Source organism: Lachnoclostridium sp. Marseille-P6806, from assembly GCF_900625025.1.
Lineage (GTDB): Bacteria > Bacillota > Clostridia > Lachnospirales > Lachnospiraceae > CAG-791.
The window spans coordinates 123,599-147,907 of the sequence record NZ_LR130580.1; the positions used below are offsets into that span (position 1 = coordinate 123,599).

A 24,309-nucleotide genomic window follows, 5' to 3' on the forward strand; every position below is an offset into this window, starting at 1 on the left:
GAAGAAATAAAAGAAATCCAGATCTCCGGCAGTGCGGCAGCTTCCGGACGCGCCGCCTGCGGTGTGGTCCTATTATAGGCAGTCAGCCCGCTCTGTTCAAGACAGCCGCCGGAGCCCTGTTCGTCATTTTTCTGACACAAAAAAAGCACAGAAACGCGTTGTCCCGTTTCTATGCACTGACCCGTACTTATATTTTTGTTGACTATTTTACAGATTCAAAAATTTTTACAATGCCTTTCTTTCTCTCCATCGCCGCCTCAGGAAACCGGCGTCATACCCTCCTCGTAGTATTCGACACTTTCTTTCTGATAAAAAAGTTTTGTTCCCCTGATCCAGTCCTCCGCTTCCTCCGGGTACAGGAGAGCCGGATCAACATTAAGATGATACACCTGCACATTGGCCGCGTCAGATTCAAGAATCGCAGTATTCACGGCCATCTGATAGCCATAGTACTGACAAGTCTGATGCTTCAGACCATAAAGCGCGGAATCCGTGAGATAGACCGTCGGATTCTGAGAAAGGGCTGCACGGCACATCCAGAAAGAAACTCCCAGTCCCACCGCGAGAACAGTGCCCTGCACGGCCTTTCCGGAAAGCATATCAAGCCCTCTTCCGGCATGAACCGACAGCCAGCCGATCCCATAGAAAAGATTGCACAGAATGAGCAGCAGATATAAAAAGATCATTACATTGTCAAGCCTTTTTATATGCACTCCGGCACCGGAGGTATAGATGGCCGGCGCATTATACGCACAGAACAGACAAAAGCTGGTGAACGCCGCCAGCAGAGGCAGCGGGTAGCGGAATGAGGCGAAAAAATCATCCGGCCTCCTGCGTTTTCTTTCCCTGAACACATGCAGAAGCACCAGCGACGATATCACAATAAACGCCAGTACATACCCGTTAAACCACAGGCCGAGATTCTTCCATCCCTGAACAAACGAGTAACGAACCGTGTCAAGAACCGTCTCTCCCTCGTTCCGCATGACGTCTTTTCTCACCGCATTTCCGGGCGCTCCGAAGTTGACGGCAGCTCCGACAAAAAAGGAGAGCGCAGCCGGCGCCATGCGCATAAGCGCGGCAAGCACCTCCCTCCTCCGCTCTCCCTTTACATAAACTGCGGCATAAAACAGCGCCAGCGCAATAAAGAGAAGCAGCGTCAGCACTCCATTGAATACAGAAAGATTATTACCGCCCGCCGCAAGAAACCCGAGCAGGCATATCCCGATTTGTTTCAGCCGGGCGGATGCCCCTTTTCTCTGTTTTTCACGCACCGCGTCCACAAATACATCTCTGATCACAAGGGCCAGATACAGAATCCACAGCGCATGCATGAATGTGTAATGAACGGCGGAATTGTACCATGTATAAGTCTCAGACTGACTCTGCACGGTCTGAAGAGACGCGATCGCAGTAATCGCATACAGCGCCAGAGCAGCCGCCCTTTCCGCCCGAAAAAGCCTGACAAAAACACTGTCAAACAGCACATAATACGAAATAAGAATACTGCCCAGCATAAAGACGCCGGTGAGATGATACAGCCTGATTCCCCACACCGCCGGCTGCAACGCCATCAAAAAACAGGATGTATAGGTTCCCTGCCACGACCGGTAGGTTTCCGCCATGGTCCGGAATGCCTGTGCGATTGCCGGGAACGGACTGCCGCTTTCCAGAAAGACCGCCCGCACCTCGGCGGAATAGGAAAAGTCGTCCGCCCAAGGGTACGCAAAGCGGGAAGCGTAAATAACAGGAATAAGCGACACCGCCAGCACGATCAGCAGAATCATGCTAAATACCGAAAGAAAGCTGCGCTTCATATGAATACTCCTGACAATTTCATGCCACATTCCGTACTGCGGGTTCCGTGCTGTGATAAAAATATTATTCCAACATAAAATAACAATCAAGCGGTGCGCTGCTGTTCATGCTTATTATATCGCAAAAACAGGGCACCGGAGCGGCCGGTTCTGCCGCTCTTCCGTTGTCTTACTTACGCAGTCTTTAAGAAAATGCGGAGAATGGGCGCAGCCCGGACCCGCGCCATACCCTCCCGGTCTTTCCAGAGCCGTTCCTTTGCCTTTTTATCCGCCGTCTCCCGGCCTGTCTCCTCAAAATAGCGTTCAACGATTTTCAGCGCCGTATCATACGCCGCCTGCTCGTTGTCCGCGCCGTAATCATTCACGACCCGGGGACGCAGCGTCTCCATCGCGTCCGCCAGAACCACCGGCTGATCGCCCGCATTCACATTCGCATCCATCACGCCATAAGAAAGCTCTGCCAGCTCCGCGAATGCCCGGTCAAGCGGCATACCGTTTTTCTGGTCTATCCTTCAGCGCCTCGGACCCCTCATCGAGAATCGGAACAGAGGTGTCGAACGACGTCTGCATATCCGCGTCCGGGGTGAACATCGCCTCGTAGCGGCCAGGAATGCAGGCAATTGCTGTTGCTTCCGATGACTTAATGCCGGACGAGAGTCATAGCACAATCAGCAGAGATTATGAATACAAGCGATCAGGAACGGTTTCCCTGCTTGCTGCAATCGATTTGCAGACAGGTGAAGGCATCCCGCTGATACGTGATAAACACAGCAGTAAAGAGTACATCGAGTTCCTTAAGGTATTGGATGAGAAATATCCAAGCCGAAACACGGATCATGGTTAAACATGATAGAAGATTTCTTCAACAAAATGACTCGCCAGATGCTGCGCGGAATCCGGGTAAAAAATAAAGATGAACTCGTTAACCGGATCTATAAATACTTTGAAGAAGCAAACGAGGAACCGGTAGTGTTTCACCGGAAATACAAGCTTGATGATGTCGATGTATCGGAAGCAGTTATCGTTGATACGCTTCTGCTCAAAAAGTCCGGTTAATTCAAGGACGATATACTAGGTTTTGCCTCATATTTGCCCCACGACATGGCTTTTGAGAAAAATAAAAACTCCGGGAACGCCGTATTTACAGGCTTCCGGAGCTTTTGTCATCTAAATATTTGATGGAGATAGCGGGATTCGAACCCGTGACCTCTGCGTTGCGAACGCAGCGCTCTCCCAGCTGAGCTATATCCCCGGATACGGGCGCTCGCTTTCGCCAGCGCCCAACGCATGTGTTATCATACTGCGGAGTTCAGAATTTGTCAAAGACTTTTTTCAAAACCTGTTATCCAGCTCTGTCAAAATCTGCGGAAACGCCCGTTCCCTTTCTCCGTCTCATCCTCATCGTCATCCAGATAGCCGCTCTCCGTGCCGCCGGCACCAAGAGAACCGCTCATCGTCGTATTCCCCGTTTGGCTGCCCGTCATAAAGCCGGGGACATCAATCTTAATGAGCTTTTGCGCCTGACGGGACGGCTGAACGGACGGCGTTCCCATATCCGGGAAAGAAAGCCCCTGCATTCCGGCCTGATTCTGCCGGGGTGCAGTTCCCGCAGCCGCTCTCCCGCCCGCCGGAGGAATGACCGGCTGGAAGAACGCAGGCTGTCCCTGAACCGCCGCACGGTTCACAAACGAAGCGCTGCCCTTGGGGTCCTTGCCCTCCCGTATTCCGGTGGCAATGACCGTGATGCTGCAGCTGTCCTTTTTTGAATCATCGTACATGACACCGAAGATAATATTGACATCCTCTCCGGCAAGGCTCTGTACATATCCGGCCGATTCATAGGCGTCGTCGAGCGAGACATCTCCGAAAATATTGATGATCACGTCGCTCGCACCGTCGATCGAAGTCTCAAGCAGCGGGCTGTCCACCGCCATGCGGACGGCGTCCTGCGCTTTCTTCTCGCCCTTGCCGAAGCCCATGCCGATATGCGCCAGACCCTTGTCGCGCATCACCGTCTGCACATCCGCAAAATCCAGATTGATGATCGCCGGAAGATTGATCAGATCGGTAATGCCGGTCACGGCCTGCTGAAGAACCTCATCCGCTTTCCGGAGCGCCTCCGGCATGGAGGTCTTGCGGTCGATGATCTCATACAGCTTGTCGTTCGGAATCACGATCATGGTGTCGACATTCGGCTGAAGATTCGCAATGCCCTCCATGGCTCTCTTCATCCGCGCCGGCCCCTCAAAGCGGAACGGCTTTGTCACCACCGCAACCGTGAGGATTCCCTGATCCTTGGCGAGCTTCGCCACGACCGGAGCAGCGCCGGTGCCCGTACCGCCGCCTTCGCCGCAGGTAATGAACACCATATCCGCGCCCTTGACCGCATTGGCGATCTCCTCGGAGGTCTCCTGCGCCGCTTTCTCTCCTACATCAGGGTTTGCGCCGGCTCCGAGGCCCTTGGTCGTCTTCTCGCCGATCTGAAGAACTTTGGGAGCTCTGCACATATCAAGCGCCTGCTTATCGGTATTGATCCCGATAAACTGAACGCCTGCCACATTCTCCTCCACCATCCGGTTCACTGCGTTGTTTCCACCGCCGCCGACGCCGATTACGACAATCTTTGCAGCCGATTCCGTATTATCCTCTTTTACCTCTATCACGGCAGGCCCTCCTTACTCCTTTATCTGCATCCGCGCACCCGCTCCTCGGCGGGTTTCTGCCCACTTTTCACCAAACACGGAAATCATATACCCCCGCAGCACTCTGCTGAGGCAGACCCGTTTGTTATAAGCGTGAATAAAGACAATATATCTTGTTCATAATACAATTTGCACAGTAAATAATCAATTCATTTTTTCCATAAACGAGATTCCCGCGTGATTTGACGGTGTAAATCCGGTCAGATCAATCGTTCCGGACTGTCCCTCGAGCTTGGGGAGTATCTGTGCCAGATTGGATATCTTCTCATCCATATAGCTGTCCTGCCCCATATTCACGCGGACCTCCCCGTAAAACAGCGTGAGTGAGTTCAGCGAATCAAAATAGATGCGGTCCACAGCCAGATTATACTTGTTCAGAAGCTGCGTGATACGGAGGATACGGTCAAACACCGACGCATCGTCCACCGGCAGCTTCTCCTGCAGGAGGATATGATCAAAGCTAAGCCCCGTGACCTCCGGAATCCCCTCGACCTCCTCCGACGAGGATTCGACCACGGTGCCATCCCTCGTGAAATACATGTAGCTGCCCAGATAGCTGACGTAGCCTGCCAGCGCCTTTTCATAGACTGTGACACGGATCCGGTGCGGCGAGACGATTTCCACCGTCATCTTCTCGACAAACGGCACATCCTCTACACTTCTTTCCCGATAGCGAAACGCAAGATAAAGCGAGTTGTGCCCCAGCGGACCGGCGCAGACGATATCGGCGATCTCCTCGTCCGTGCGCATGGTATTCCCGCTCACCTCCACATCCGTGACACGGTGCGCCGCAGCAAGATAATATACGATTCCCGCGAGGAGCAGAACGACAGAGACGGCTGCCGCCGCCCGGATCAGAAGTCCCCGGTGGCTTTCCACAAACGCAGCCCGGCGCTTCCTCATAGAGGCTCTGCGCCATTCCCGCTGCCTGCGTGCGGATTCCTCCCGCTCCGCCATTTCCCTGCGGCGCAGCCTCTGTGCCCGTTCGCGTATGCTCTCTGCGCCCGAATCAAAGCGTTCTGCCGGAGCCTCCGCTTCCTCCATATCGTCGTCCGCATCATAATAGAGGGGCTCTGCATCGTCAGGCTCTGTTTTTTTTCTGCGAAATATCATCATCTCAAAAGCACTGTGTCCTCAGCGATCCGCTGTGCGCACGCGGGACGCAACGTTGAGCACCATTCCCATTTCCGCCATGGTGAAGATCAGCGCCGACCCGCCGTAGCTGATAAACGGAAGCGTCACACCGGTATTGGGGATCGTATTGGTCACGACAGCGATATTGAGCAGCACCTGCACGGCAATGTGACAGAATACGCCCACCGCCAGAAACGCACCGTAGGCATCCTTTGCATTGGCTGCCGCAGCCATCAGACGCCAGCACAGAAGAACAAACATGAGAATAATGGCCGCCGCGCCGAAAATTCCCAGTTCCTCACACACGATGGAAAAGATCATATCATTCTGAACCTCGGGAATATAGCCCAGCTTCTGCATGGATTTTCCGAGTCCCTTGCCGAAAAGTCCTCCCGAACCGATTGCGTACAGCGCCTGCACCGTCTGATAGCCCACTGATTTCGCGTATTTTTCAGGATCAAGCCACGCCACAATTCTCCGGAAGCGGAAATTTGCCCCCTCCTGCATCCCCATCCGGATCACGGCATACACGCCCCCAGTCGCCGCCAGCACGCCGCCTGCGCCGAACAATATGAATTTCAGATAATCCTGCCGCGCCACAAAGAACATCCCCATCGCAATCGCCGCGACAATCAGTGCCGAGCTGAGGTTGCGGGTGATGCCGAAAATCAGGAGAGACGCCACCGTCGGAAACGACAGCATAAAAAGCCATACGCGGGCAGAACGAACCGCCGTGCCGAAGCGGGCGATCATATCCGCCATCATAAGAATGGTGACAATCTTCACAATCTCCGCCGGCTGCAGAGAAAAGCCCGCGATCTTCACCCAGCGCCGTGCTCCGTTCACCGGGTCAAAAAACAGACAGGCGACCACCAGCCCCAACGAAATCAGATAAGCCGGAAACCACAGCCTGCGGTATTTTTCATAGGGAATGACAGCGACCAGAAGCATGGCAGCCGTGCCCGCCGCCATCCACGTCGCCTGCTTTTTAAGATAAAAAGCGGGATCATAGCCCGTCGCGCTGTCCATCGAAGCCTCGTAATAGCTCGCCGAGTAGAGAACCACAAGGCCAAAGGCAAGCAGAAAGAGAATTACGAAAATCAGCGTATAGTCAATATAGAGGTGCGTTCCCGTTTCTCTTTTTGCTGCCGGAACACGCTGTCCCCCCCGCTGCTGCGGCAGGGCTCGTACCGATGCGGCGCGCTGCTGCGGAAGTGTCCGCATAGGAGTCGTGCGCTCCTGACGCGTCGGAAGCGGAGCCGGTGCCGAGCGGCCTCTCTCCTGCCGGAGAGGGGACACCGGCCGCAGAGAGGTCTGCGTGCCCCCGGAACGCTCCCGCGGGCGGGGCGCTCTTCCCTGTCCGTTATATTTTCGATTTTTCCCGGAACCGTTCAAAGGCTGCTCTCTTTCCTGCAATGCAAAATTCTTTCCTGTAACGCAGAATCAGGATCGCATCCGCCCGCCGCGCAGGGCCCTGTCTCACCCCTGCCAGCAGCCCAGCATTCCTGCCGCACAAAGCAGCAGTGTAATGACGGAAAATACCGTTACCACCTTGGTCTCGGACCAACCGCCCTTTTCAAAATGATGATGGATCGGCGCCATGCGGAATACTCTCTTTCCGTGGGTGAGACGGAAATATCCCACCTGAAGAATCACGGATACCGCCTCCGCCACATAAATAAAGCCGACAATCGGGATGAACAGCGGCATGCGGAGCATATAGGCCATGCCGACCACAAAGCCTCCCAGCGCCAGCGACCCGGTATCACCCATGAAAACCTGCGCCGGATGGCAGTTGTACAGGAGAAACCCCAGCAGCGCTCCGGCCATCGCCGCCCCCGCCGGAGCCGCTCCGGAGCCGGACAGCACCGCCGCCGCCGTAAAGAACAGCGCCACCAGCACCGTAACGCTTGAAGCAAGGCCGTCCACGCCATCCGTCAGATTGGTGGCGTTCACCGTCCCCAGTGCAATAAACAGCAGCACCGGAATATTGAAAATGCCGAAATTCAACGTCATTCCGGGAACAAACGGAACTTTCATCGAAAGCGGTATCCCATGAACATTCAGGATATAAAGAGTATAGCAGAGCGCAACGAGAAGCTGCAGAACAATTTTCTGCCATGCTCTGAGTCCCAGATTTCTCCGCTTTCTCACCTTGATGAAATCATCCGCAAAGCCGACAAGGCCGAAGCCGACCGTCAGAATCGCCACAGGAATCACCTGCGGCGCACGCGCTGCGCAGACCGCACAGGTGATGAGGAAGCCGCCAAGAAACATGATTCCGCCCATGTTCGGCGTGCCCGCTTTCTTCCGGTGACTCTCCAGTCCTTCTGTCCTCTCCTCCTGCCTTGCATTCATATGCAGGAGCATGCGGATAACGTATTTTCCGGAAATGCCGCTGATCGCAAAGGCTGCAAACATCGGCAGCAGAACCGGAGCAAGCTTTATTCCGTCGCTCATCCTTTTCCCATCCTGTTCATCTGATTCATTGCTGCGGCGCGGCCTTCGGAGTCTCCCCCTCGGGCGCCGCCGGCTGCGGGTTCTCCACGGCGGCCGGTGTCTCCGTCACCGTTGTATTCTGTGCGGTTTCCGGATTTTCTGCCGCCGCGGGGCCTGTGGAAAACTCATGGCCCGTCGTGGGATCAACATAATGCCCCGTATCCGGATTGACAAGATATCCCGAGGCCTCGTCCAGAGGGAACGAACGCCAGACCGGTTCCTTGCTCTCTGCCGCCGCGGCCGCCCCTGCGGCCGCTTCCGGATCCGCATTTTCTTCTCCGGGCTGCGCCTCGTCCCCCAAAACAGCTTCGGGGTCGCCCCCCTCCACATCCGCCTCTTCGGCTGCCTTTGCCGCAGCCGCCGCATTGAGCTCCTGCATGGCCGACGCGCCGAGCGCGATTGTTCCCGACTTTTCAAGCTCCTCAAGCTCCGCCTTTTCCTCGTCGCTGAGGGGCTCCGTCATCGGAATATTAAGATACGGAAGTATTTCCGTCAGACAGCCACGGACAATGCCGGTCGCATACTTCGCATCGTCCGACGGAGAAGCGTTCGCCCGATCCACCACCACATAGATCGCGATTTGGGGATCATCCGCCGGCGCATAGCCCATAAAAGAAACCACATACTGCATGTTGTCGCGGGGAAGCGTCTCCGCCGTGCCCGTTTTTCCGCCGATCATGTAGCCGGCCGGCCGGGCCGTCTTTCCGGTTCCGTTCTCTCCCTCGACCACCTGCCGGCAATAGGAACGAATCCATTCGCTCGTCTCCTCCGACACCGTCTTTTTGATCACTCTCGGCTCGATGTTTTTCACCGTCGCCCCGCTGGCGCTTGTGATCTTCGAGACGATGTGCGGCTGATAATAATTTCCCCCGTTGATGAGAGAGCAGAACCCCGTGATCACCTGAATCATGGTCACGTCAAAGTTCTGTCCGAAAGCATTGGTCGCAAGGTCGGTGATCCCCATCTTGTCCGCCTGATAGATCATCGTGTCCGTGCGGGCCTCGTTCGCCAGATCAATATTGGTCTTGAGACCGAAGCCAAAAATATTCTGGAAGCGGCAGAAAACCTCCTTGCCCATGGCAAAGGCCTCCTGCATCAGCGCCACGTTGCAGGATCGCTCGATCGCCTCGCCCACCGTAAGAACGCCGTCGCCGAATGTGTTGTGACATTTGATCGGCTTCTCTCCGTCCGCAACGACGAGCCCGCCCTCACACAGATACGTCTGCGTCGGGGGGAATGCGCCGCTCTCAAGCCCAGCGGCCGTCGTAAACGGCTTTGCCACGGAACCCGGCTCATAATAATCGGAAATGCAGTAATTTTTCCAGAGCGCGCTGAGATACTTTCCCTTTTCCTCGTCGGTCAGCGCCTCGACCTCCTCCGCGGTGAGATATTCCCCGTGCAGAGGCTGGTCCGAATTGTCAAAGTCCAGCTTTGTCATGCCGGTAAGAAGCTCTGTCGCATAAGGATCATTCAGATTGAAGCCGGGGTAGCTCGCCATGGCAAGCACGCCTCCGCTGTTCACGTTCATGACAATGCAGCCGACGTTCTCCGCACCGTTCCCCTCATGGACGGAATTCTTGTGCTCGTCGTTGAATTTCTGCAAATATTTCTCGACAATGCTCTGGATATTGGCGTCCAGCGTCAGCACCAGATTATCCCCGTCCGCCGCCGGAATCGTTGTCCTCTCGACGTCCGAAGTTTCGTCGATGTAACCGTAGGAGCGCCCCGGCGTCCCGTTCAGCGTGGTGTTGTAATACTCCTCCAGACCATAATGCCCGCTGTTGTCGCTGCCGGCAAAGCCGATGACGTCGCTGGCCAGCGCATTGTTCGGATAGCTCCGGATATAGGCCTCCTCGAACCACACGCCCTGTATCTTAGACGTGCCGTCCTCCGCGCGGCCGTCCGCGACAAGCTGATCGAACTGCTTCTTGGCCTCATGGGAGACCTCTTTGGCCGCAATGTAATACTGCGAGTCCGGATGCGACCGGACATACTCCCGGATCGGAGCCGTGTCGAGACCAAAGGCGGTATTCAGCGCCGTCAGCGACGGTTCCAGATAGCTCTCGTCCTCCGCCATGGCCCGCGCATCCACAATCACATTATAAACCAGAGTGCTGCTGGCAAGAACCGTTCCCCGCGCATCGGTGATTGCTCCCCGCCGGAACGGCAGCGTCGTACTGTCATAGGCCTGCTGGAGCAGCACCTGTCTCGTATAGCGGTCCCCGTCGTCCCTGTTGATGCGGACAATATTCGCTATCAGAGCCAGAAAGAGCATGACGACAAGCGAAAAGAGAACAAAAAGCTTTCGCCGCATCCGTGCGCTGAACCTTTGATACGGCTTCCAGCTCAGCGGCTCCTCATTCTTATATTTTCTGTCTCTGCCTCTCTTTTCGCTCAAACCCGCGCCTCTTGGTTGTTCCGATTAAAAAAAGCCGGACTGCAATCCGGCTCATATTACCACTTTTCCACACAATAAGACAAGAACCTGTCAGCGGCCCACTTCGGCCACCTGATGCACATAGTCGTTCGGATTACTGCTGTATTTGACGATCTGCTCCGCGCCCGCGTACTTCATCCCCAGCTCATTGATCGCGATTTCCTTGATTTCCTCAAGGCTGATGCTGCTGTTGATCTCCTCATAGTGCTGATCGTTCGCCGTTTTCAGCGTCTTGAGCCGACTCTGCATGCTCGAAATATTGCTGTTTGTCGTCGCCACTGCCGCCATGAGCTGCACATAGTAGATGACCGACACCGTGAGAAAAGCCACCATGCCCGTGAGGAGCAGTGCCGGCACATGTGAGACGGACACCGGCTGCTCCACGCTTCTTACAGACCGGCTTTTCCTCCGCGGCTGCGTATTCCTCCTGCCCTCTTCCTCGTAAGAGAGCTCACGTGCAGCCGACTCATACATATAATTATAACGATACGCCCCCGGATGGCGGTTCCCTGCGGCTGCCGCCGTATTCCCCCGCCGCGGCGCCGATACGCGCCCATAGCTGTTGCTCATTATAATCACCATACCGAAGCACTTTGTGCGAGGCACGCGCCGCGAAATCCGCGCAGGCGGTTTGCGGCTGCGATGGGGGCGATTTGGGCTTCGGCACAAATCGCCGTGTGAAAAATCATCGCATCAGCGTGTTTTTACAATGCTTCCTCCCTGGCGGGGATCCTGTTCTCACTCCCCGCTTCCGGTTCCTTTTTCAAAAATGCGAAGCTTTGCGCTCGCCGCACGCCGGTTATGCTCCAGCTCCCCGCGGCTCGGGACAATGGCCTTTTTCGTAATCACCGCGCCCCTTGACTTCTTTCCGCATACACAGACCGGAAATTCCGGCGGGCAGGTACAGGGATTTTCATTTCTTCGGAACGCATTCTTTACGATCCGATCCTCCAGAGAATGAAACGTAATAACGGCAAGGCGTCCTCCCGGCTCCAGAAGACCGATCATCGTATCCAGCGAATCCTGCAGAACCTCGAGCTCCCGATTGCAGGCGATACGAATTGCCTGAAAGCTGCGTTTGCAGGGATTCCCTCCTTTTTCCTGCATTCTCGCGGGAATTGCCCTGCGTATGATCTCCGCCAGCTCGCCCGTGCGCTCCAGCGGCTTTCTCTCCCTCTCTCTCACGATGCTGCGGGCGATATTGACTGCGTACCGCTCCTCTCCGTAATCCCGAAGGACCCGAACCAGCTCCGCTTCCGGCCACTCGTTCAGAATATCCCGCGCGCTCACCGCACCGCGCTGATCCATCCTCATGTCAAGCGGCGCATCCTGATTATAGGAAAATCCCCGCTCCGGATTATCGAGCTGATAGGAGCTGACGCCGAGATCCAGAAGAATTCCGCTCACCTGATCGATACCCTGCTCCGCCAGCACCTCGGCCACGGCCTCGTAATTGCTCCTCACCAGCAGAACCCGGTCGCGGTATACCGCAAGGTGGCGTCCTGCCGCTGCAATGGCATCCTCATCCTGATCAATACCGATCAGCCTCCCGCCGTCCGTCAGCCTTGCGGCGATCTGAAAGGAATGACCGCCTCCTCCCAGCGTTCCGTCCACATAGATTCCATTCGGCTTTATGCAGAGATTCTCAATCACTTCATTAATAAGAACCGATTCGTGCTTGAATTCCATAGCCGTCCTCTCAGTCCGGCGTCCCGTTTCTGTCTGCCGTGCCTGCGCCCGCTGCCGGGGCAAAGCTCCCGGTCTTGCGGTCGTACAGTTTTTCCCGTATCCGGAGTATCCGTTCCTTTCCGAATTTTTCGTTCCAGACGTCCTTATCCCAGATCTCCAGCTTGCGCCCGACCCCTGCGATGATGCAGTCATGACCGGGGCGGATCCCGGCGGCGTCGCGCAGCCAGTCCGGTATCAGGACGCGCCCGGACTTATCCAGCTCGCAGTCTGCTGCCGAAGCGAGCAGATACCTGCGATCGTCGCGGTTCGCAGCCGGGCCCTCGTCGATATCCGCTATGCCCTCCGCGAATTTCTCGAATTCCGCCTCGTCATACGCATACAGACACGGATCATAGCCGATCACAAGATAAAAGCTCCTGCCCAGCGCCTCTCTGAACTTTGCCGGAATAATCAGCCGTCCCTTATCGTCTAAGGAATGACTGCTCTGCCCTACGAACATACAAGCTCTCCACGGACCGTTTCCCGAGCCATAATCTCCCACAACTCACCATTTGTTATTATTTTACCCCCATTTTATCCCATTTTCAATCAAAAAGCATAAATTCATTGCTGTACTTCGGTTTTTCTTTCTGCCGCGGCGTTCCTGTCCGGCCGCAGCTTTCCGGCAAAATTTCTTTCCCGGGCAAATGGGGGCCAGTGGAGACGGCATGCAGGGAGAGCCGCGTATTTTCCCGACAAAAAACAGCCGAAAGACCCTTTCGAGTCGATCGACTGTCATTTCATCCCACAATATGTTTTTATCCGAACTTCACTTCATCCTGCGCCCTGCAAGCTGGTACCATATCCCGCAGACGACAAAGAGTGAAAACCCGAGTACCATATTCACCGGGATCCGCGTCCCCGCAAAATAGAGCTGATCCGTCCGGATGTATTCGATCCAGCCTCTGCCGAGACCGTAACCACCCAGATACAGCAGCGTAATCTGTCCACGGAAGCGCCTTCTTTTAAGAACCAGCAGCATCAGAAGCAGAAGCCCGATATTCCAGAGACTCTCATACAGAAAGGTCGGATGCACCTGAATATAATTCGTCCCCTCTACAATGTGAGAGGCGAGGGACGCGCTGATATCCCGTTCCCGTACCATCTCGATCGGGATGCGCATGGCAAGCAGAGAATCCGTGTAGCCGCCGAACACTTCCCGGTTCATAAAATTCGCCCAGCGTCCGGTGATCTGCCCCAGAACCAGACCGAAAACCACCGTGTCAAGCAGCTCCGTCACCCGCTTCTTCCGAAGCCGCGCATAGACGATCACGGTCAGAAGCCCTCCGATCACCGCCCCGTAAATGGCAAGGCCGCCGCCTCGAAGATTCAGAATCTGAATCGGGTCATTCTTATATGCATCCCAGAAAAAGCAGACATAATAGAGACGTGCGCCGATGATCGAAAAAAGCAGAAGCCAGATGGAAAGATCCCAGTAGATATCCGGGTCCTGCCCTGTCTTCCGGGCAATGTAAGTCGCAAAGAAAATCCCGAGCAGCATGCTGACCGCAAGAATCACGCCGTACCACGCAATCGGAAAGTTTCCCAGCATAATTGTTTTGGGGACATCACGCAGATAGATCCCCAGATGGGGGAACGCGATATCCATCGTATTCATGATATCAGGCATAGCAATCCTCCATGCCGAAGCGCTTTGTTATACATTGAAATGAATCAGCATGACATCGCCGTCTCGGACGACATACTCCTTGCCCTCCATGCGGACCAGTCCCTTTTCTCTCGCCGCTGTAAGCGACCCCTCGCGCAGCAGCACCTCATAATTCACCGTTTCCGCCTTGATGAAGCCCCGCTCCATATCGGAATGAATCTTCCCGGCCGCCTGCGGCGCCTTGGTGCCGATGCGGATCGTCCACGCCCGCGTCTCATCCTCGCCTGCCGTGAGAAAGCTCATGAGCCCCAGCGTCGTGTAGCTGGCGCGGATCAGTTTGTTCAGCCCCGATTCCCGGATGCCGAGTTCTTCGAGATATTCCTCTCTCTCCGCCTCCTCGAGCTCCGCGATTTCCTCCTCAATCCGGGCACAGATGACAAACACCTGACTTCCGGTCTGCGCCGCGTACTCGCGCACTCGCTGCACGCCGGCATTTCCTGCCGCCTCGTCCGCAAGCTCATCCTCCGAGACATTGGCGGCATAGATGACGGGTTTCCCGGTGAGCAGCGCATAGCCGGCCAGCCACTTTTTTTCGTCCTCCTCCGCATCGTCCAGCACCAGCGCGGACGCAGGCTTTCCGGCCTCGAGAAGCTCTTTCAGGCGCAGAAGAAGATCGTATTCCTTCCCCGCCGTCTTGTCCATGCGGGCCGTCCGCGCCACCTTGGCAATCCGACGCTCCACCACGTCAAGATCAGCAAAAATCAATTCAAGGCTGATGGTCTCGATATCCCGGATCGGGTCCACCGTGCCGTCCACATGAATGACGTTCGGATCCTCAAAGCATCGGACCACATGCACAATCGCGTCGCACTCACGGATATTGGCAAGGAACTGGTTTCCCAGCCCCTCTCCCTTCGACGCGCCTTTCACCAGCCCCGCAATATCAACAAATTCAATGACGGCCGGCGTGATCTTTTTGGAATGATACATCGCGCCCAGCCGCTCGATCCGCTCGTCCGGCACGGCGACGACACCCACATTCGGTTCAATGGTGCAGAACGGGTAATTGGCCGCTTCCGCGCCCGCCCTGGTGATGGAATTGAACAGGGTGCTCTTTCCGACATTCGGGAGGCCGACGATTCCGAGCTTCATTTTTTATAATTCCTCCTTGATTCTACTGGTTTTGAAGGCATCAAAGAATTTTTGTCCCCTATTTTTTAGGCTTATATTTGCAATTCGTTCCATCATATCATAAAATCAGGAAAATTTTCATCTGGTTCAAAATTCTTCAACAATCCATTTAACAATAGCGCCCTTGGAATAATGATTCAAAGAATCGTGAGGTACGCCCTTCTCATCAATACCATTCCATGATTCCCAAATGGTAGTGGCACCCTGACGCACGGAATACAGCCAGCTTGGCATAGTGTCATTTAACAACACCTTCATAGCAGTATCTCGATAACCATAATCACTAAGTGCAGGACACAAATCCGGTGTAGACAAAAATCCTGTATTAAGATGATAGTCGCACTTTATAACTAAATCATTCAAGTCTGCCGCTGCCTGCTTTTTCTCATTTTCAGACAACAAGTCAAAAGTAATCGCTCTGACATACTCTGCCTGACGGTCAGAATGAATCCTTCCATTATCCGTGGCTATATGCTTAAAGGCAGCTTTTGCCTTTTCTGAAATCTCAGCGTATTTTTTTGCATCCTCAGCTTTCCCAAGAATCCCGGCAATCTCAGACAGCATTTTACCCGAACGGGCAAAATAAGCCGTGGCCACCTTACTCTGTGGCGTACGCATGGCATTGGTACTGACGACACCCGGTTCACACCACTCTCCATAATCTATTCCTGTCTCTATGCAGTAATCTCTGTCCGGAAAGGACTTAAATCTTTTAACTGGATTAAGAGGCTTGTCCTTTGCACGCTTAATAAGGTATCCATACCAGGAAGTCATCATATCATAGTTTTCCTCAAGGATACGAAGATCCCCATATTTTTTATACATAACATAAGGAACTATGATACACGCGTCTCCCCAGCCCACGGAGCCGGCTAACAACCCGGAAAAAAAACCGGGATTATTGTTTCTGGGAGCGATGTTTGCTATCCTGCCATCAGCATATTGCGCCAGACGGCACTCAGCAAGCCACTTTCTAACCACCGTATAACAATCCATCATGGTAAGACCAGCCTCAATAAATACGCCGATATCACCGGTCCATGCAGCACGCTCTCTGGTAGGACAGTCAGTCGGCACATCACAGAAATTTGACTTCATGCTCCACATGGCATTTTTTACCAGCTGATTCATGTCCTCGTTATCACACTTAAAATCAAGCAGCTCCTCCATATCGGAATAAACTGCAATGGAGGTGAATCTGGCACTTGAAAGATCTATATCCGTCTCTACCAGCGCATATCTGAAACCCCATATTGTAAAAAAAGGCTTGTATTTGTTTAACCCATCTGCACAGATAATTGTAAGCATCTGCTTAGGGCCACCCTCTTTATGACGTTTTCTGTCCTGAAAATTCTCCTGGGTAAAATTGTCGTTTTCATCCAGTGTCTCACCGGTTGTAAGCGTAATAACCTGCCCCGATGCCGCTTGAACCTCAACCTCAATATATCCTGCCAGATTCTGACCAAAGTCAATAACAATCTGCCCATTTGGCGTTGTTATAAGCTTGCCCCCAAAACGTTCGTGCTCTGTTACAGGTACTGCATTTGAACAGCACAAATTATTGATCGGAAAATCTACCGCTTCAACTTTATGGTAGTCAGATATATCAACCAGCCTGAGGTCTGCAACCTCTCCCTGCTGCATATCATTCTCTCTGACAGGTCCCTGCTGACTTGCCTGCCAGTTTTCGTCTGATACAAGGACAGCTTTTCCATCAATTTCCAATTGACAGTATAAGGCCGCATCCGTTCCATATAGATTTCTATCTCCATCAACACCCGATACGCTTCTGTACCAGCCATCTCCAAGAACAACACGAATCTCGTTATTTCCGGACACAAGCAGATCACTGACATCATAGGTCTGATATGCGATGCGCCTGTCGTAATTGTAGCTGCCAGGTGCAAGAACAAAATTTCCTGCTCGCTTACCATTTATATATGCAACATACAACCCGTGACAGGTAATATATAAACGTGCCTTCCCCAGTTCTGCCACGTTAAAATTCTGCTTTACATAACTGGCCGGCTTGTGCTTAAGCGGATCACATTCCAGTTCCGGATTTATCCACTTTGCCACAAAATCCTCTGCGCAAAGCAGACCCATCTCATAATGAGCCTTCGCCACATTACTGGCAGTATCATTTCTATCCCAGATTATGAGTTCTACATCTACGATTTCACGGGAGTCCGCCTCATAATCGAGTACCGTATGAGGAACTGTCGAGTATACTTTCCCAGTGGAAAAGACTTTTTTACCATCGGAAAAAGCCTCAAGACAGTATGCACTCTGCTTTTCATCCGGCTCCCAACGTACAAAGGGCCTGTTATGATCAATTCCCATTGGATTCTTTAAATGATCTATTAAAAGTTTTTCAACTCTCATTCTTCTTCCGCTCCTATAAATACTTGGAAAGATATTCTCCGCTTACCGTCAATGACCTGACCGGACTCTTGTCTATCCAATTTTTATGGGTTTCTAAAATAATTGCATCTGCATTGACCCGCTTAGCCTGCTCAATCATGGCTAAAAGAGGCATATTCCCTGTTCCAAGCTCCATCGAATCTGACTTCAGAATCGGTGTCACAGGCGTCTTTATCACCTTGGTTCCTCTATCATTAATGTGATATAGTTTCATCCTGTCACCGAGTTTTTTCATCTCTGACAGCGCATCCACACCTGCTTCAGTGGGCCAGTAGGAATCAAACTCAAAGTTAAGATAGCTTGGATTGGTTCCGGAAATTATTCTCTCATAAGCAGTCGTTCCGCCACAATCCAGCCACTCAATGTTGTGGTTGTGGTAAAGGAGTTCTATTCCTTCTTCCTTCAGCTCCATTCCTGCCTTGCTCAGTCTGCTGCAGAGCCTGTCGACCTCGGCAGCATTCCTGTAATCAAAACGATACATGCCGGTTATTACAACTTTTTCTGTACCATACTGCCGTGCTTCTGAGACAACCGCCTTGACATCCCGCTCTATGCTTCCCAAATCCTCATGAATAGAGGTAACGGATAAGCCAGCATCCTTTAGCAAGCCACACCAGTTATAGCTTCCTCCTTTTCCTGTGGGCATACCTGCAAGCTTAGTAAGTGTACGCACCATCAATGATGTCGGCTTAATCATAAAGCCATTGAGCTCCAACGCATCATAGCCTGCTTTTTTTATACTTTTTAATGTGTCTAAGGTCTGCGTCTCACTGGTACACACCGTACCCAGCATAATCTGTTGAACTGCTTTTTTCATCATTCTACAAAGGTAACCTTTCCTGTTGTAATGCCGCTTTCATTGAAGGAGTCCACTCTTACGTCGTAGGATTGTCCATCTACCAGAGCACCGACTCTTAAATCCTTATCAAATGTCATATAGCTGTGGTAAAGCTTTTCTCTGCTGTGCCCCCACAAAACATTATAACCAACAGCATCCTTGACCGGTTCAATTGTAATTTCCATATCAAGCCCTGTGGTTCTTGATACTGTGTAATCTACTTGAGCGCATTTCATGCCCATCTCAATTCCAAATACTCTGGATATCTATAATGAACATTCATTGGATTGCAGTAATATTTCATTCATGACCTCTCGTATTATGAATTTAACAGGGCACAGTAATTCTCATTACCGTGCCCTGAATAATAAATCTTACAATTGTCCTAAAAAAGAAAGGCTGGGCTTCGGGGTTCGCTGCATCGTTGTTCGATCGACTGAAATAAGTCCAAATCTCATGGAAAAACCTTTCTGCCATTCAAAATTATCCATAAGAGACCAGTAGCAGTAACCAATTACCGGCAATCCCTCTGTAATGCAATCCGCTACGCCTTTTGTGGCCTGATCAATGAAGACTACCCGTCTGCTGTCATCATCAGTAGCAATGCCATTTTCAGTTACAATAATCGGCATTGTAACACCTTCTCTGTTAAATTCCGCACTGACCCTTTTAATAACATCAGCCAAAGCCCTGGGATAAAACTCATAATCCATCTGTGTGGTTTCTGCTCCTTTTGGAACCGGCTGAATGCCATCTGCACCAATGATTGAACGTGTATAGTTCTGAAGGCCAAAAAAATCATCATTCTTTATATACGGAAGGTAGTGGGTAAACTCATCCGCCCACTCTTTTGCTGCCGCTTCCTCTCCACCCTCAACAGGCTGAATATCGTGAAGAGAAAGAGACAAGCCTATCTGCAGATCCGGTTTCACCGCCTTCATTGCCTGCCTTGCTGCCTGATGAGCCTTCATTACAAGAATATCCCCCTCGGGTGTTCTTGAGCTTACAAAGGTCTGCGGGCTTCTTGTACCGAAAACTCTCTTGTTCTCAAATCCCTGCCAAAACATATTCTTCAGCATTTTGTTGAAGTTCATTCCGACCTGGGCTGTACCCTCCAGATTCCCCTCCGACTTTTTCCCTGCTTTCTTATTGGCCTTGTCCGCCTGCATTTTAGCCATCATCTGACGCTTGTAGCGCTCAGCAATAGCTGCCACCTGCAGTCCCATGTTAGCCTCATTGATAGTAACAACATAGTGCATAAGGTCGCCCAGTTCCTTTGCCACATACTCACAGTACGTGGCAAAGGCAGCAACCGTAGCCTTGTTCTCCCAACCTCCGTTTTTAATAAGCCAAACCGGAGAAGTAAAATGCATCATCGTCACAATTGGCTGAATACCATTATCTCTACAGCACTGTAAAACCTTGCGGTAATGATCTGTTTCCGTCCTATCAAACCGCCCCTGCTCTGGCTCAATCCGCGCCCACTCAACGGAAAATCTGTAAGTATTCAGGCCCGCATCCGCAAGAAGCTTTATATCTTCCTCATAGCGGTTATAATGATCTACTGCATCAAGAGAAAGATCATTGAAATTGGTATGCTTAAAATGCTCCATGGCCCAATAGTCACTGTGTATATTGTTGCCTTCTACCTGATGAGCCGCTGTAGCCGCACCAAGTATGAATTTTTCCGGGAATCTGCTCATGTCCTGTCTCCATGTTCTATTTATTATTCTTAGGAATACGTTCCAAGGCTGCCGCGAGCTGTTTTGCCTGCTCACCCTCCAAGTCAATCCCCCCCTGGACTAAAAGTTTTTTCATTGACTGCCTTGCAACAATTGCCATCATCGCCTTTGGAATCTTGACATTTTTACCCATTCCTCCGGCTGTATTTGCCTGCATCCTCTGCATCATGCTATCCAATAAGGCTTTTCCTGCCTCTGTGGCCTGTATCTCAGCCATGGTGCTGTCCAGGGAAAGGAAGCCCTCCTCGGCAGTCTGTACCTCCAGCTCATCAAACCAGTTTTTCACCTTGTCTGCAGATACAAAATAGCTGGGATTTGGCTCTGAAACTTTGGCAATCTCCATCTTATCCCTGCAATCACCTGACATCGCTTCGATTAAATGGACTCCGGATATTCTGACTTTCCACCTAAAAACATGCTCTCCGGTCTGGCTGCCTACTTCCTTGCCATCCACAAATAATGCAACCTGTTTCTGATTTGAGTAGACCTTTATCTCAGTCTCTTCCTCAATCCGGTCATGGTACCTGCTTCCGCAAAGATGCACAAACGGCTCATCTGCCCACCATGCCTTATAGATGTAGTAAGCATCTTTCTTTTTCTTTCTATCAAAGGTAATAAGCCCTTTGTGGTTCTTGCCCGGATCTCCTGCCTCGTCACGACCTGCTGCTGCAAACTCAAACATGTTCCAGCAGTAGCTGCCCCAGCTATAAGGTCTGACGGAAAGCATCTCAAGCATGTGCTCATGATAAATCGCCTGATAGCTTTCGGTATAATCGCCTTTCTCAGGTTTTGGCGACTGAAGATTAATTACAGAATCTGCACCATACTCAGTAAGTCCTATGGCTACATTCGGATACTGCCTGTGGAAATCATCAAACCATGCATCATTGTCCTCCATCTCACCTACATACCACCCGTAGTACAGGTTGTAGCCTCTGATATCCGGTAAGCTTACAAGAGGACTGTCTGTCTCAAGCAGGAACAGATTGGCCATAGCGCTGAGCCGCTTCGGATCCATCTTATGTACCAAATCATTTAGGATTTTATGATTTTCTATTACGTTCTCAGTAACTCCCTGAAGGGTAATTTCATTGGAAAGTGCCCAGAAGATAATAGAAGCATGATTATAATTCTGCGCAATCAATTCTTTCATCTGAGAAATCGTATTCTCTCTGCCGCCATCCATATGGACTGTGATATATGGAATTTCTGCCCAGGCTATCACCCCCAGCGCATCACACAGATCATAGAAATACTGATCGTGCTGATAGTGAGCAAGTCTAATTGAGTTAGCGCCCATTGAGAGGATAAGGTCCATATCCTCCTTGTGCATTTCTTTCGTCAGTGCATTTCCGACGCCAAGTCTATCCTGATGACGGGATACGCCATGAAGCGGGTAACTGCGACCATTTAAAAAGAAGCCCCTTTCAGGATCGACATAATACTCCCGACATCCAAACCTGTCCGTAACCTCATCTGCAATAGTACCGCCTGCTATGAGCTGCGCCTTTGCTGTGTATAAATAAGGATCCTCTAACCCATCCCAACGATGGACATTCTCGATTACGATAGAGCCGGTGGCCTTGTTTTCAGAAACAGCAAGTTCTGCTTTTCCCGCCCCTTCGATTTCTACGGAAATAGAATCAGCAGTTCCGGTGTAATATGCCGCAAAATCAACAGTCGCTTTATCGCCCTCCAGATTAGGGGTGATCAGGAATCCATTGCCCCCAAAGTAATCCAGGTCGAAATGGTTTTCGTTTACTACCAGAAGATATACATCTCTGTATATCCCACCATAGAACGTAAAGTCGGCACGCTGAGGATACACTCTGTCATTTACCGAATTATCTACAAGAACCCTTATCGTATTCTCTTCTTCTAACAGCTCAGTAATATCTGCTCTAAAAGTTGAATATCCGCCGTCATGGGCAGTAACTTTCTTATCGTTAACATAGACTGCGGAGCTTGAATTAACGCCTCTGAACTCTATATAGACTCTTTCAATTGGGGTAATCTCAGGGCACACAAACTTTTTTTCATAAACACACTCTCCCCTGTAATAATCAGCCTGACTCTGTCCATCAATTGCATTCCATGTGTGAGGAAGTGATATCACTTCCTCACAACCATCTTTAACAAAGGTCCAATTGTCATTAAATAGTATATTTCGTCTGTTCATCTCTGCTCTTTCTTTCCCGCTATTCTCTTCTGAACCTCCACCATCTCTGCCTTATCAAGCTTGCAGCCTTTCATGGCAACAAGTGTAATCATCCATCCAATAATCGGAAGACCAAAATAAACAACCAGTGTTACGGCAAAGATTTCCGGCGTAAGGGCATCCGTTGGCTGAGGGACGGTATGAATATAACCAACCAGGGCCACTGCACCGGTTGCCATAAGAACACCGAACGAAGAAATAAGCTTATCAATAAGTGAATACGTACCTGTAATTACTGCAGGAATAAATTTGCCTGATCGATCAAGCTCAAAATCAATAACATCCGCCATAAACGATGTTGCGCATGTTGTGACGCACATTTTAGCACCGTTAAAAGCCAGTGAAAGAAGCACATAAAGAATCATTGTGATACTTCCGATTACAGCTATCTCTCCCGGATCAATAACTACAAAGAAAATGCACATCAAAACTGCAATAACCATACAAATCTTTGTCCAAAAAACTATACCGTTTTTGGCTCCATGCTTTCCTGCGTATTTTGCCCCAAATACCGCAAAGATAATCGATGGAAGCATTGAAACGACCGATAGAATTGTAGCAAGTCCCATGTTTCCTATGATGATTCCGTACATCATCGTTGCAATGATTGACTGCGAAGCCGTAATTTGGGCAATCTTATCAGATGATTGTGCTGCAATATATGACTGAAATGGCTTGTTGTACTTAAGTACCTCAAGCATATCCTTAATTTTAAGTGGTTCTGTTGCCGCAATGCCCTTGTAATATTTCGGCTTGTCATATTCCGAGATGCCAATGCAGACAAATATGATTCCCACAGCACCAAATGCAAGACAGACCTTGCAGGCAGTTGCCAGATAAGCTTGATTGTACTCTCCTCCAAACATCGGAAGAAGTACCGTATTAAACACGATGGAAAGTACCATCGGTACTAAATAATTAAAGGCTGTAAACCAGACACCCACAGTAGGTCTCTGCTTTGGATCATTTGTCAAAAGCGGAGGAATTGTCTGGGCCGTCATATTTGTGATGGTATATCCAATTACATAAACAATATATAAAAGCACAAAGGCAACTGTTCCAAGCCCTTTGGATGCAAGACCATCAAACATAGCCCAAAGAGCAACCGCTTCAATTAAAAAGCCACTGATAATTAACACGCGTAATCGACCGAACTTAGTATCAATTTTGTCGTATAAAAGCGCTAAAAACGGGTCTGTAATGCCGTCTAAGATTCTGGTACAGGTCAGAATGACACCAATAACTGCGGTAGTAATACCAAAACCAATACTGGCTGTGTAGCTAGACATACCAATCAAGGTGTAAACCGACATACCCACAAACGCGTTAAAGGCACAAAATATAATTTGCCATAGCTTAGCGCGTCTGTACTCCACCCCGTCAATTTCGCTTTGATTAATTTTTTTCTCTTTCCCCATAAGAACCTCCCTTTAATAATAAAACCGGACCCATTTTTCATTGTTATATGGATAGAATAGCAATAGCAGAATTTTTATATTAGAATATTTATGATATTATTAGTATTATTTTGATTTAAATCATTCTGATCGGAGTTATTCATGAATACAGAACTTTTTTTGCCATTTATAGCTAATATTTTAAATGTAAGAACATGGCTTTTATCAGAAGACCTCAAAGCACATGCTGCTTTTCAAAAAGAGTGTTGCTTCGAGTCTACTCTTCAACCCATGTATACATCTGATTATCTTTCATTTTTACAGGAAAATACTGCAAAAAACACTTTCTACGAAATCACTGATTATTTAAAAACCAGCCTTGTCTTATTTCAGTTTGAAGGTACATTTTATGCCATAGGTCCCTATGTGAAAGCAGCTTTTTCACAACACTGTAACCTCAAATTTTACGTAATAGGTCGACTCCGAGCGTGTCCAGCACGTTCTTTGTCTTCTTCTGGATTGCGGAAACTTTGATTCCCTGTTTGTCTCCGTTGTCCACACGGTAGATGTTCT

At 50.8% G+C, this 24,309-nt stretch carries 20 protein-coding genes, 1 tRNA gene and 1 pseudogene; 2 read left to right on the forward strand and 20 right to left on the reverse strand.

Features of this window, described 5'->3' with window-relative positions:
• Positions 1–257: 257 nt before the first annotated feature.
• Positions 258–1,817 (reverse strand): DUF6056 family protein, encoded by a 1,560-nt coding sequence (locus tag E0E20_RS09385; RefSeq protein ID WP_130837951.1) that lies wholly within the window; start codon positions 1,815–1,817, stop codon positions 258–260.
• Positions 1,818–1,990: 173 nt separating this feature from the next.
• Positions 1,991–2,308, reverse strand: coding sequence for a hypothetical protein (locus E0E20_RS09390; protein ID WP_130837952.1), 318 nt, complete (start codon positions 2,306–2,308; stop codon positions 1,991–1,993).
• Between the two features lie 110 nt (positions 2,309–2,418).
• Here E0E20_RS09390 and E0E20_RS14600 point away from each other — a divergent pair.
• Positions 2,419–2,873, forward strand: a pseudogene (locus E0E20_RS14600) (IS630 family transposase); the annotation flags it as partial.
• Between the two features lie 123 nt (positions 2,874–2,996).
• On the opposite strand, the gene E0E20_RS09400 reads toward E0E20_RS14600, so the two are convergent.
• The 18 genes from E0E20_RS09400 to E0E20_RS09480 all read right to left on the reverse strand — a co-directional run bounded on the left by E0E20_RS09400 (position 2,997) and on the right by E0E20_RS09480 (position 23,757).
• Positions 2,997–3,069, reverse strand: a tRNA-Ala gene (locus E0E20_RS09400).
• 103 nt (positions 3,070–3,172) lie between these two features.
• Complete coding sequence (ftsZ, locus tag E0E20_RS09405; RefSeq protein ID WP_130837953.1) at positions 3,173–4,480, reverse strand: cell division protein FtsZ; 1,308 nt, start codon at positions 4,478–4,480, stop codon at positions 3,173–3,175.
• Between the two features lie 183 nt (positions 4,481–4,663).
• Positions 4,664–5,632 carry a cell division protein FtsQ/DivIB gene (locus tag E0E20_RS09410; RefSeq protein ID WP_165444051.1) on the reverse strand — a complete coding sequence of 323 codons (969 nt, stop codon included), beginning with the start codon at positions 5,630–5,632 and terminating at the stop codon, positions 4,664–4,666.
• Between the two features lie 21 nt (positions 5,633–5,653).
• Positions 5,654–6,835, reverse strand: a complete 1,182-nt coding sequence (locus E0E20_RS09415; RefSeq protein ID WP_442911480.1) for an FtsW/RodA/SpoVE family cell cycle protein — start codon at positions 6,833–6,835, stop codon at positions 5,654–5,656.
• Positions 6,754–7,029, reverse strand: coding sequence for a hypothetical protein (locus E0E20_RS14775; RefSeq protein WP_442911481.1), 276 nt, complete (start codon positions 7,027–7,029; stop codon positions 6,754–6,756). Before E0E20_RS14775 ends, E0E20_RS09415 begins: the two co-directional genes overlap by 82 nt.
• A gap of 103 nt (positions 7,030–7,132) precedes the next feature.
• Positions 7,133–8,113, reverse strand: coding sequence for a phospho-N-acetylmuramoyl-pentapeptide-transferase (gene mraY / locus E0E20_RS09420; RefSeq protein WP_130837956.1), 981 nt, complete (start codon positions 8,111–8,113; stop codon positions 7,133–7,135).
• A gap of 25 nt (positions 8,114–8,138) precedes the next feature.
• The gene (locus E0E20_RS09425; protein WP_130837957.1) at positions 8,139–10,550 is read right to left on the reverse strand and encodes a peptidoglycan D,D-transpeptidase FtsI family protein; all 2,412 of its coding nucleotides are present in this window, start codon (positions 10,548–10,550) and stop codon (positions 8,139–8,141) included.
• 90 nt (positions 10,551–10,640) lie between these two features.
• Positions 10,641–11,159 (reverse strand): hypothetical protein, encoded by a 519-nt coding sequence (locus tag E0E20_RS09430; protein ID WP_130837958.1) that lies wholly within the window; start codon positions 11,157–11,159, stop codon positions 10,641–10,643.
• Positions 11,160–11,327: 168 nt separating this feature from the next.
• Complete coding sequence (gene rsmH, locus E0E20_RS09435) at positions 11,328–12,278, reverse strand: 16S rRNA (cytosine(1402)-N(4))-methyltransferase RsmH (RefSeq protein ID WP_130837959.1); 951 nt, start codon at positions 12,276–12,278, stop codon at positions 11,328–11,330.
• A 10-nt stretch (positions 12,279–12,288) separates the two neighbouring features.
• A complete protein-coding gene (gene mraZ / locus E0E20_RS09440) occupies positions 12,289–12,777 on the reverse strand; it encodes a division/cell wall cluster transcriptional repressor MraZ (RefSeq protein ID WP_130837960.1) in 489 nt (162 codons plus the stop codon).
• Between the two features lie 309 nt (positions 12,778–13,086).
• Complete coding sequence (gene lgt, locus E0E20_RS09445; RefSeq protein ID WP_130837961.1) at positions 13,087–13,947, reverse strand: prolipoprotein diacylglyceryl transferase; 861 nt, start codon at positions 13,945–13,947, stop codon at positions 13,087–13,089.
• A gap of 27 nt (positions 13,948–13,974) precedes the next feature.
• The gene (gene ychF / locus E0E20_RS09450; protein ID WP_130837962.1) at positions 13,975–15,078 is read right to left on the reverse strand and encodes a redox-regulated ATPase YchF; all 1,104 of its coding nucleotides are present in this window, start codon (positions 15,076–15,078) and stop codon (positions 13,975–13,977) included.
• Positions 15,079–15,204: 126 nt separating this feature from the next.
• Positions 15,205–17,502: a family 78 glycoside hydrolase catalytic domain gene (locus tag E0E20_RS09455; protein ID WP_130837963.1), complete on the reverse strand. Its 2,298-nt coding sequence runs from the start codon at positions 17,500–17,502 to the stop codon at positions 15,205–15,207.
• Between the two features lie 13 nt (positions 17,503–17,515).
• On the reverse strand, positions 17,516–18,361 hold the full coding sequence (locus E0E20_RS09460; RefSeq protein ID WP_130837964.1) for a sugar phosphate isomerase/epimerase family protein: 846 nt from the start codon (positions 18,359–18,361) through the stop codon (positions 17,516–17,518).
• On the reverse strand, positions 18,358–18,564 hold the full coding sequence (locus E0E20_RS09465; protein WP_130837965.1) for a hypothetical protein: 207 nt from the start codon (positions 18,562–18,564) through the stop codon (positions 18,358–18,360). Before E0E20_RS09465 ends, E0E20_RS09460 begins: the two co-directional genes overlap by 4 nt.
• 189 nt (positions 18,565–18,753) lie before the next feature.
• Positions 18,754–20,082: a glycoside hydrolase family 1 protein gene (locus E0E20_RS09470; RefSeq protein ID WP_130837966.1), complete on the reverse strand. Its 1,329-nt coding sequence runs from the start codon at positions 20,080–20,082 to the stop codon at positions 18,754–18,756.
• 16 nt (positions 20,083–20,098) lie between these two features.
• Positions 20,099–22,300, reverse strand: coding sequence for a glycoside hydrolase family 2 protein (locus tag E0E20_RS09475; protein ID WP_130837967.1), 2,202 nt, complete (start codon positions 22,298–22,300; stop codon positions 20,099–20,101).
• Positions 22,297–23,757 carry an MFS transporter gene (locus E0E20_RS09480; protein WP_130837968.1) on the reverse strand — a complete coding sequence of 487 codons (1,461 nt, stop codon included), beginning with the start codon at positions 23,755–23,757 and terminating at the stop codon, positions 22,297–22,299. The genes E0E20_RS09475 and E0E20_RS09480 overlap by 4 nt, the downstream gene beginning before the upstream one ends.
• 141 nt (positions 23,758–23,898) lie before the next feature.
• Here E0E20_RS09480 and E0E20_RS09485 point away from each other — a divergent pair, with 141 nt between their 5' ends.
• The gene (locus E0E20_RS09485) at positions 23,899–24,270 is read left to right on the forward strand and encodes a hypothetical protein (RefSeq protein ID WP_130837969.1); all 372 of its coding nucleotides are present in this window, start codon (positions 23,899–23,901) and stop codon (positions 24,268–24,270) included.
• The last annotated feature ends 39 nt before the right edge of the window (positions 24,271–24,309 follow it).

Excerpts from the sequence above, each read along its gene's own strand:
- E0E20_RS09460 (WP_130837964.1), bottom strand. The coding sequence starts at position 18,361 with ATGATGAAAAAAGCAGTTCAACAGATTATGCTGGGTACGGTGTGTACC.
- E0E20_RS09475 (WP_130837967.1), bottom strand. The coding sequence starts at position 22,300 with ATGAACAGACGAAATATACTATTTAATGACAATTGGACCTTTGTTAAA.
- E0E20_RS09465 (WP_130837965.1), bottom strand. The coding sequence starts at position 18,564 with ATGGAAATTACAATTGAACCGGTCAAGGATGCTGTTGGTTATAATGTT.
- E0E20_RS09485 (WP_130837969.1), top strand. The coding sequence starts at position 23,899 with ATGAATACAGAACTTTTTTTGCCATTTATAGCTAATATTTTAAATGTA.
- mraZ (WP_130837960.1), bottom strand. The coding sequence starts at position 12,777 with ATGTTCGTAGGGCAGAGCAGTCATTCCTTAGACGATAAGGGACGGCTG.
- E0E20_RS09410 (WP_165444051.1), bottom strand. The coding sequence starts at position 5,632 with ATGATATTTCGCAGAAAAAAAACAGAGCCTGACGATGCAGAGCCCCTC.
- mraY (WP_130837956.1), bottom strand. The coding sequence starts at position 8,113 with ATGAGCGACGGAATAAAGCTTGCTCCGGTTCTGCTGCCGATGTTTGCA.
- E0E20_RS09455 (WP_130837963.1), bottom strand. The coding sequence starts at position 17,502 with ATGAGAGTTGAAAAACTTTTAATAGATCATTTAAAGAATCCAATGGGA.
- E0E20_RS09480 (WP_130837968.1), bottom strand. The coding sequence starts at position 23,757 with ATGGGGAAAGAGAAAAAAATTAATCAAAGCGAAATTGACGGGGTGGAG.
- ychF (WP_130837962.1), bottom strand. The coding sequence starts at position 15,078 with ATGAAGCTCGGAATCGTCGGCCTCCCGAATGTCGGAAAGAGCACCCTG.
- E0E20_RS09390 (WP_130837952.1), bottom strand. The coding sequence starts at position 2,308 with ATGCCGCTTGACCGGGCATTCGCGGAGCTGGCAGAGCTTTCTTATGGC.
- rsmH (WP_130837959.1), bottom strand. The coding sequence starts at position 12,278 with ATGGAATTCAAGCACGAATCGGTTCTTATTAATGAAGTGATTGAGAAT.
- lgt (WP_130837961.1), bottom strand. The coding sequence starts at position 13,947 with ATGCCTGATATCATGAATACGATGGATATCGCGTTCCCCCATCTGGGG.
- E0E20_RS09385 (WP_130837951.1), bottom strand. The coding sequence starts at position 1,817 with ATGAAGCGCAGCTTTCTTTCGGTATTTAGCATGATTCTGCTGATCGTG.
- E0E20_RS09430 (WP_130837958.1), bottom strand. The coding sequence starts at position 11,159 with ATGAGCAACAGCTATGGGCGCGTATCGGCGCCGCGGCGGGGGAATACG.
- E0E20_RS09470 (WP_130837966.1), bottom strand. The coding sequence starts at position 20,082 with ATGAGCAGATTCCCGGAAAAATTCATACTTGGTGCGGCTACAGCGGCT.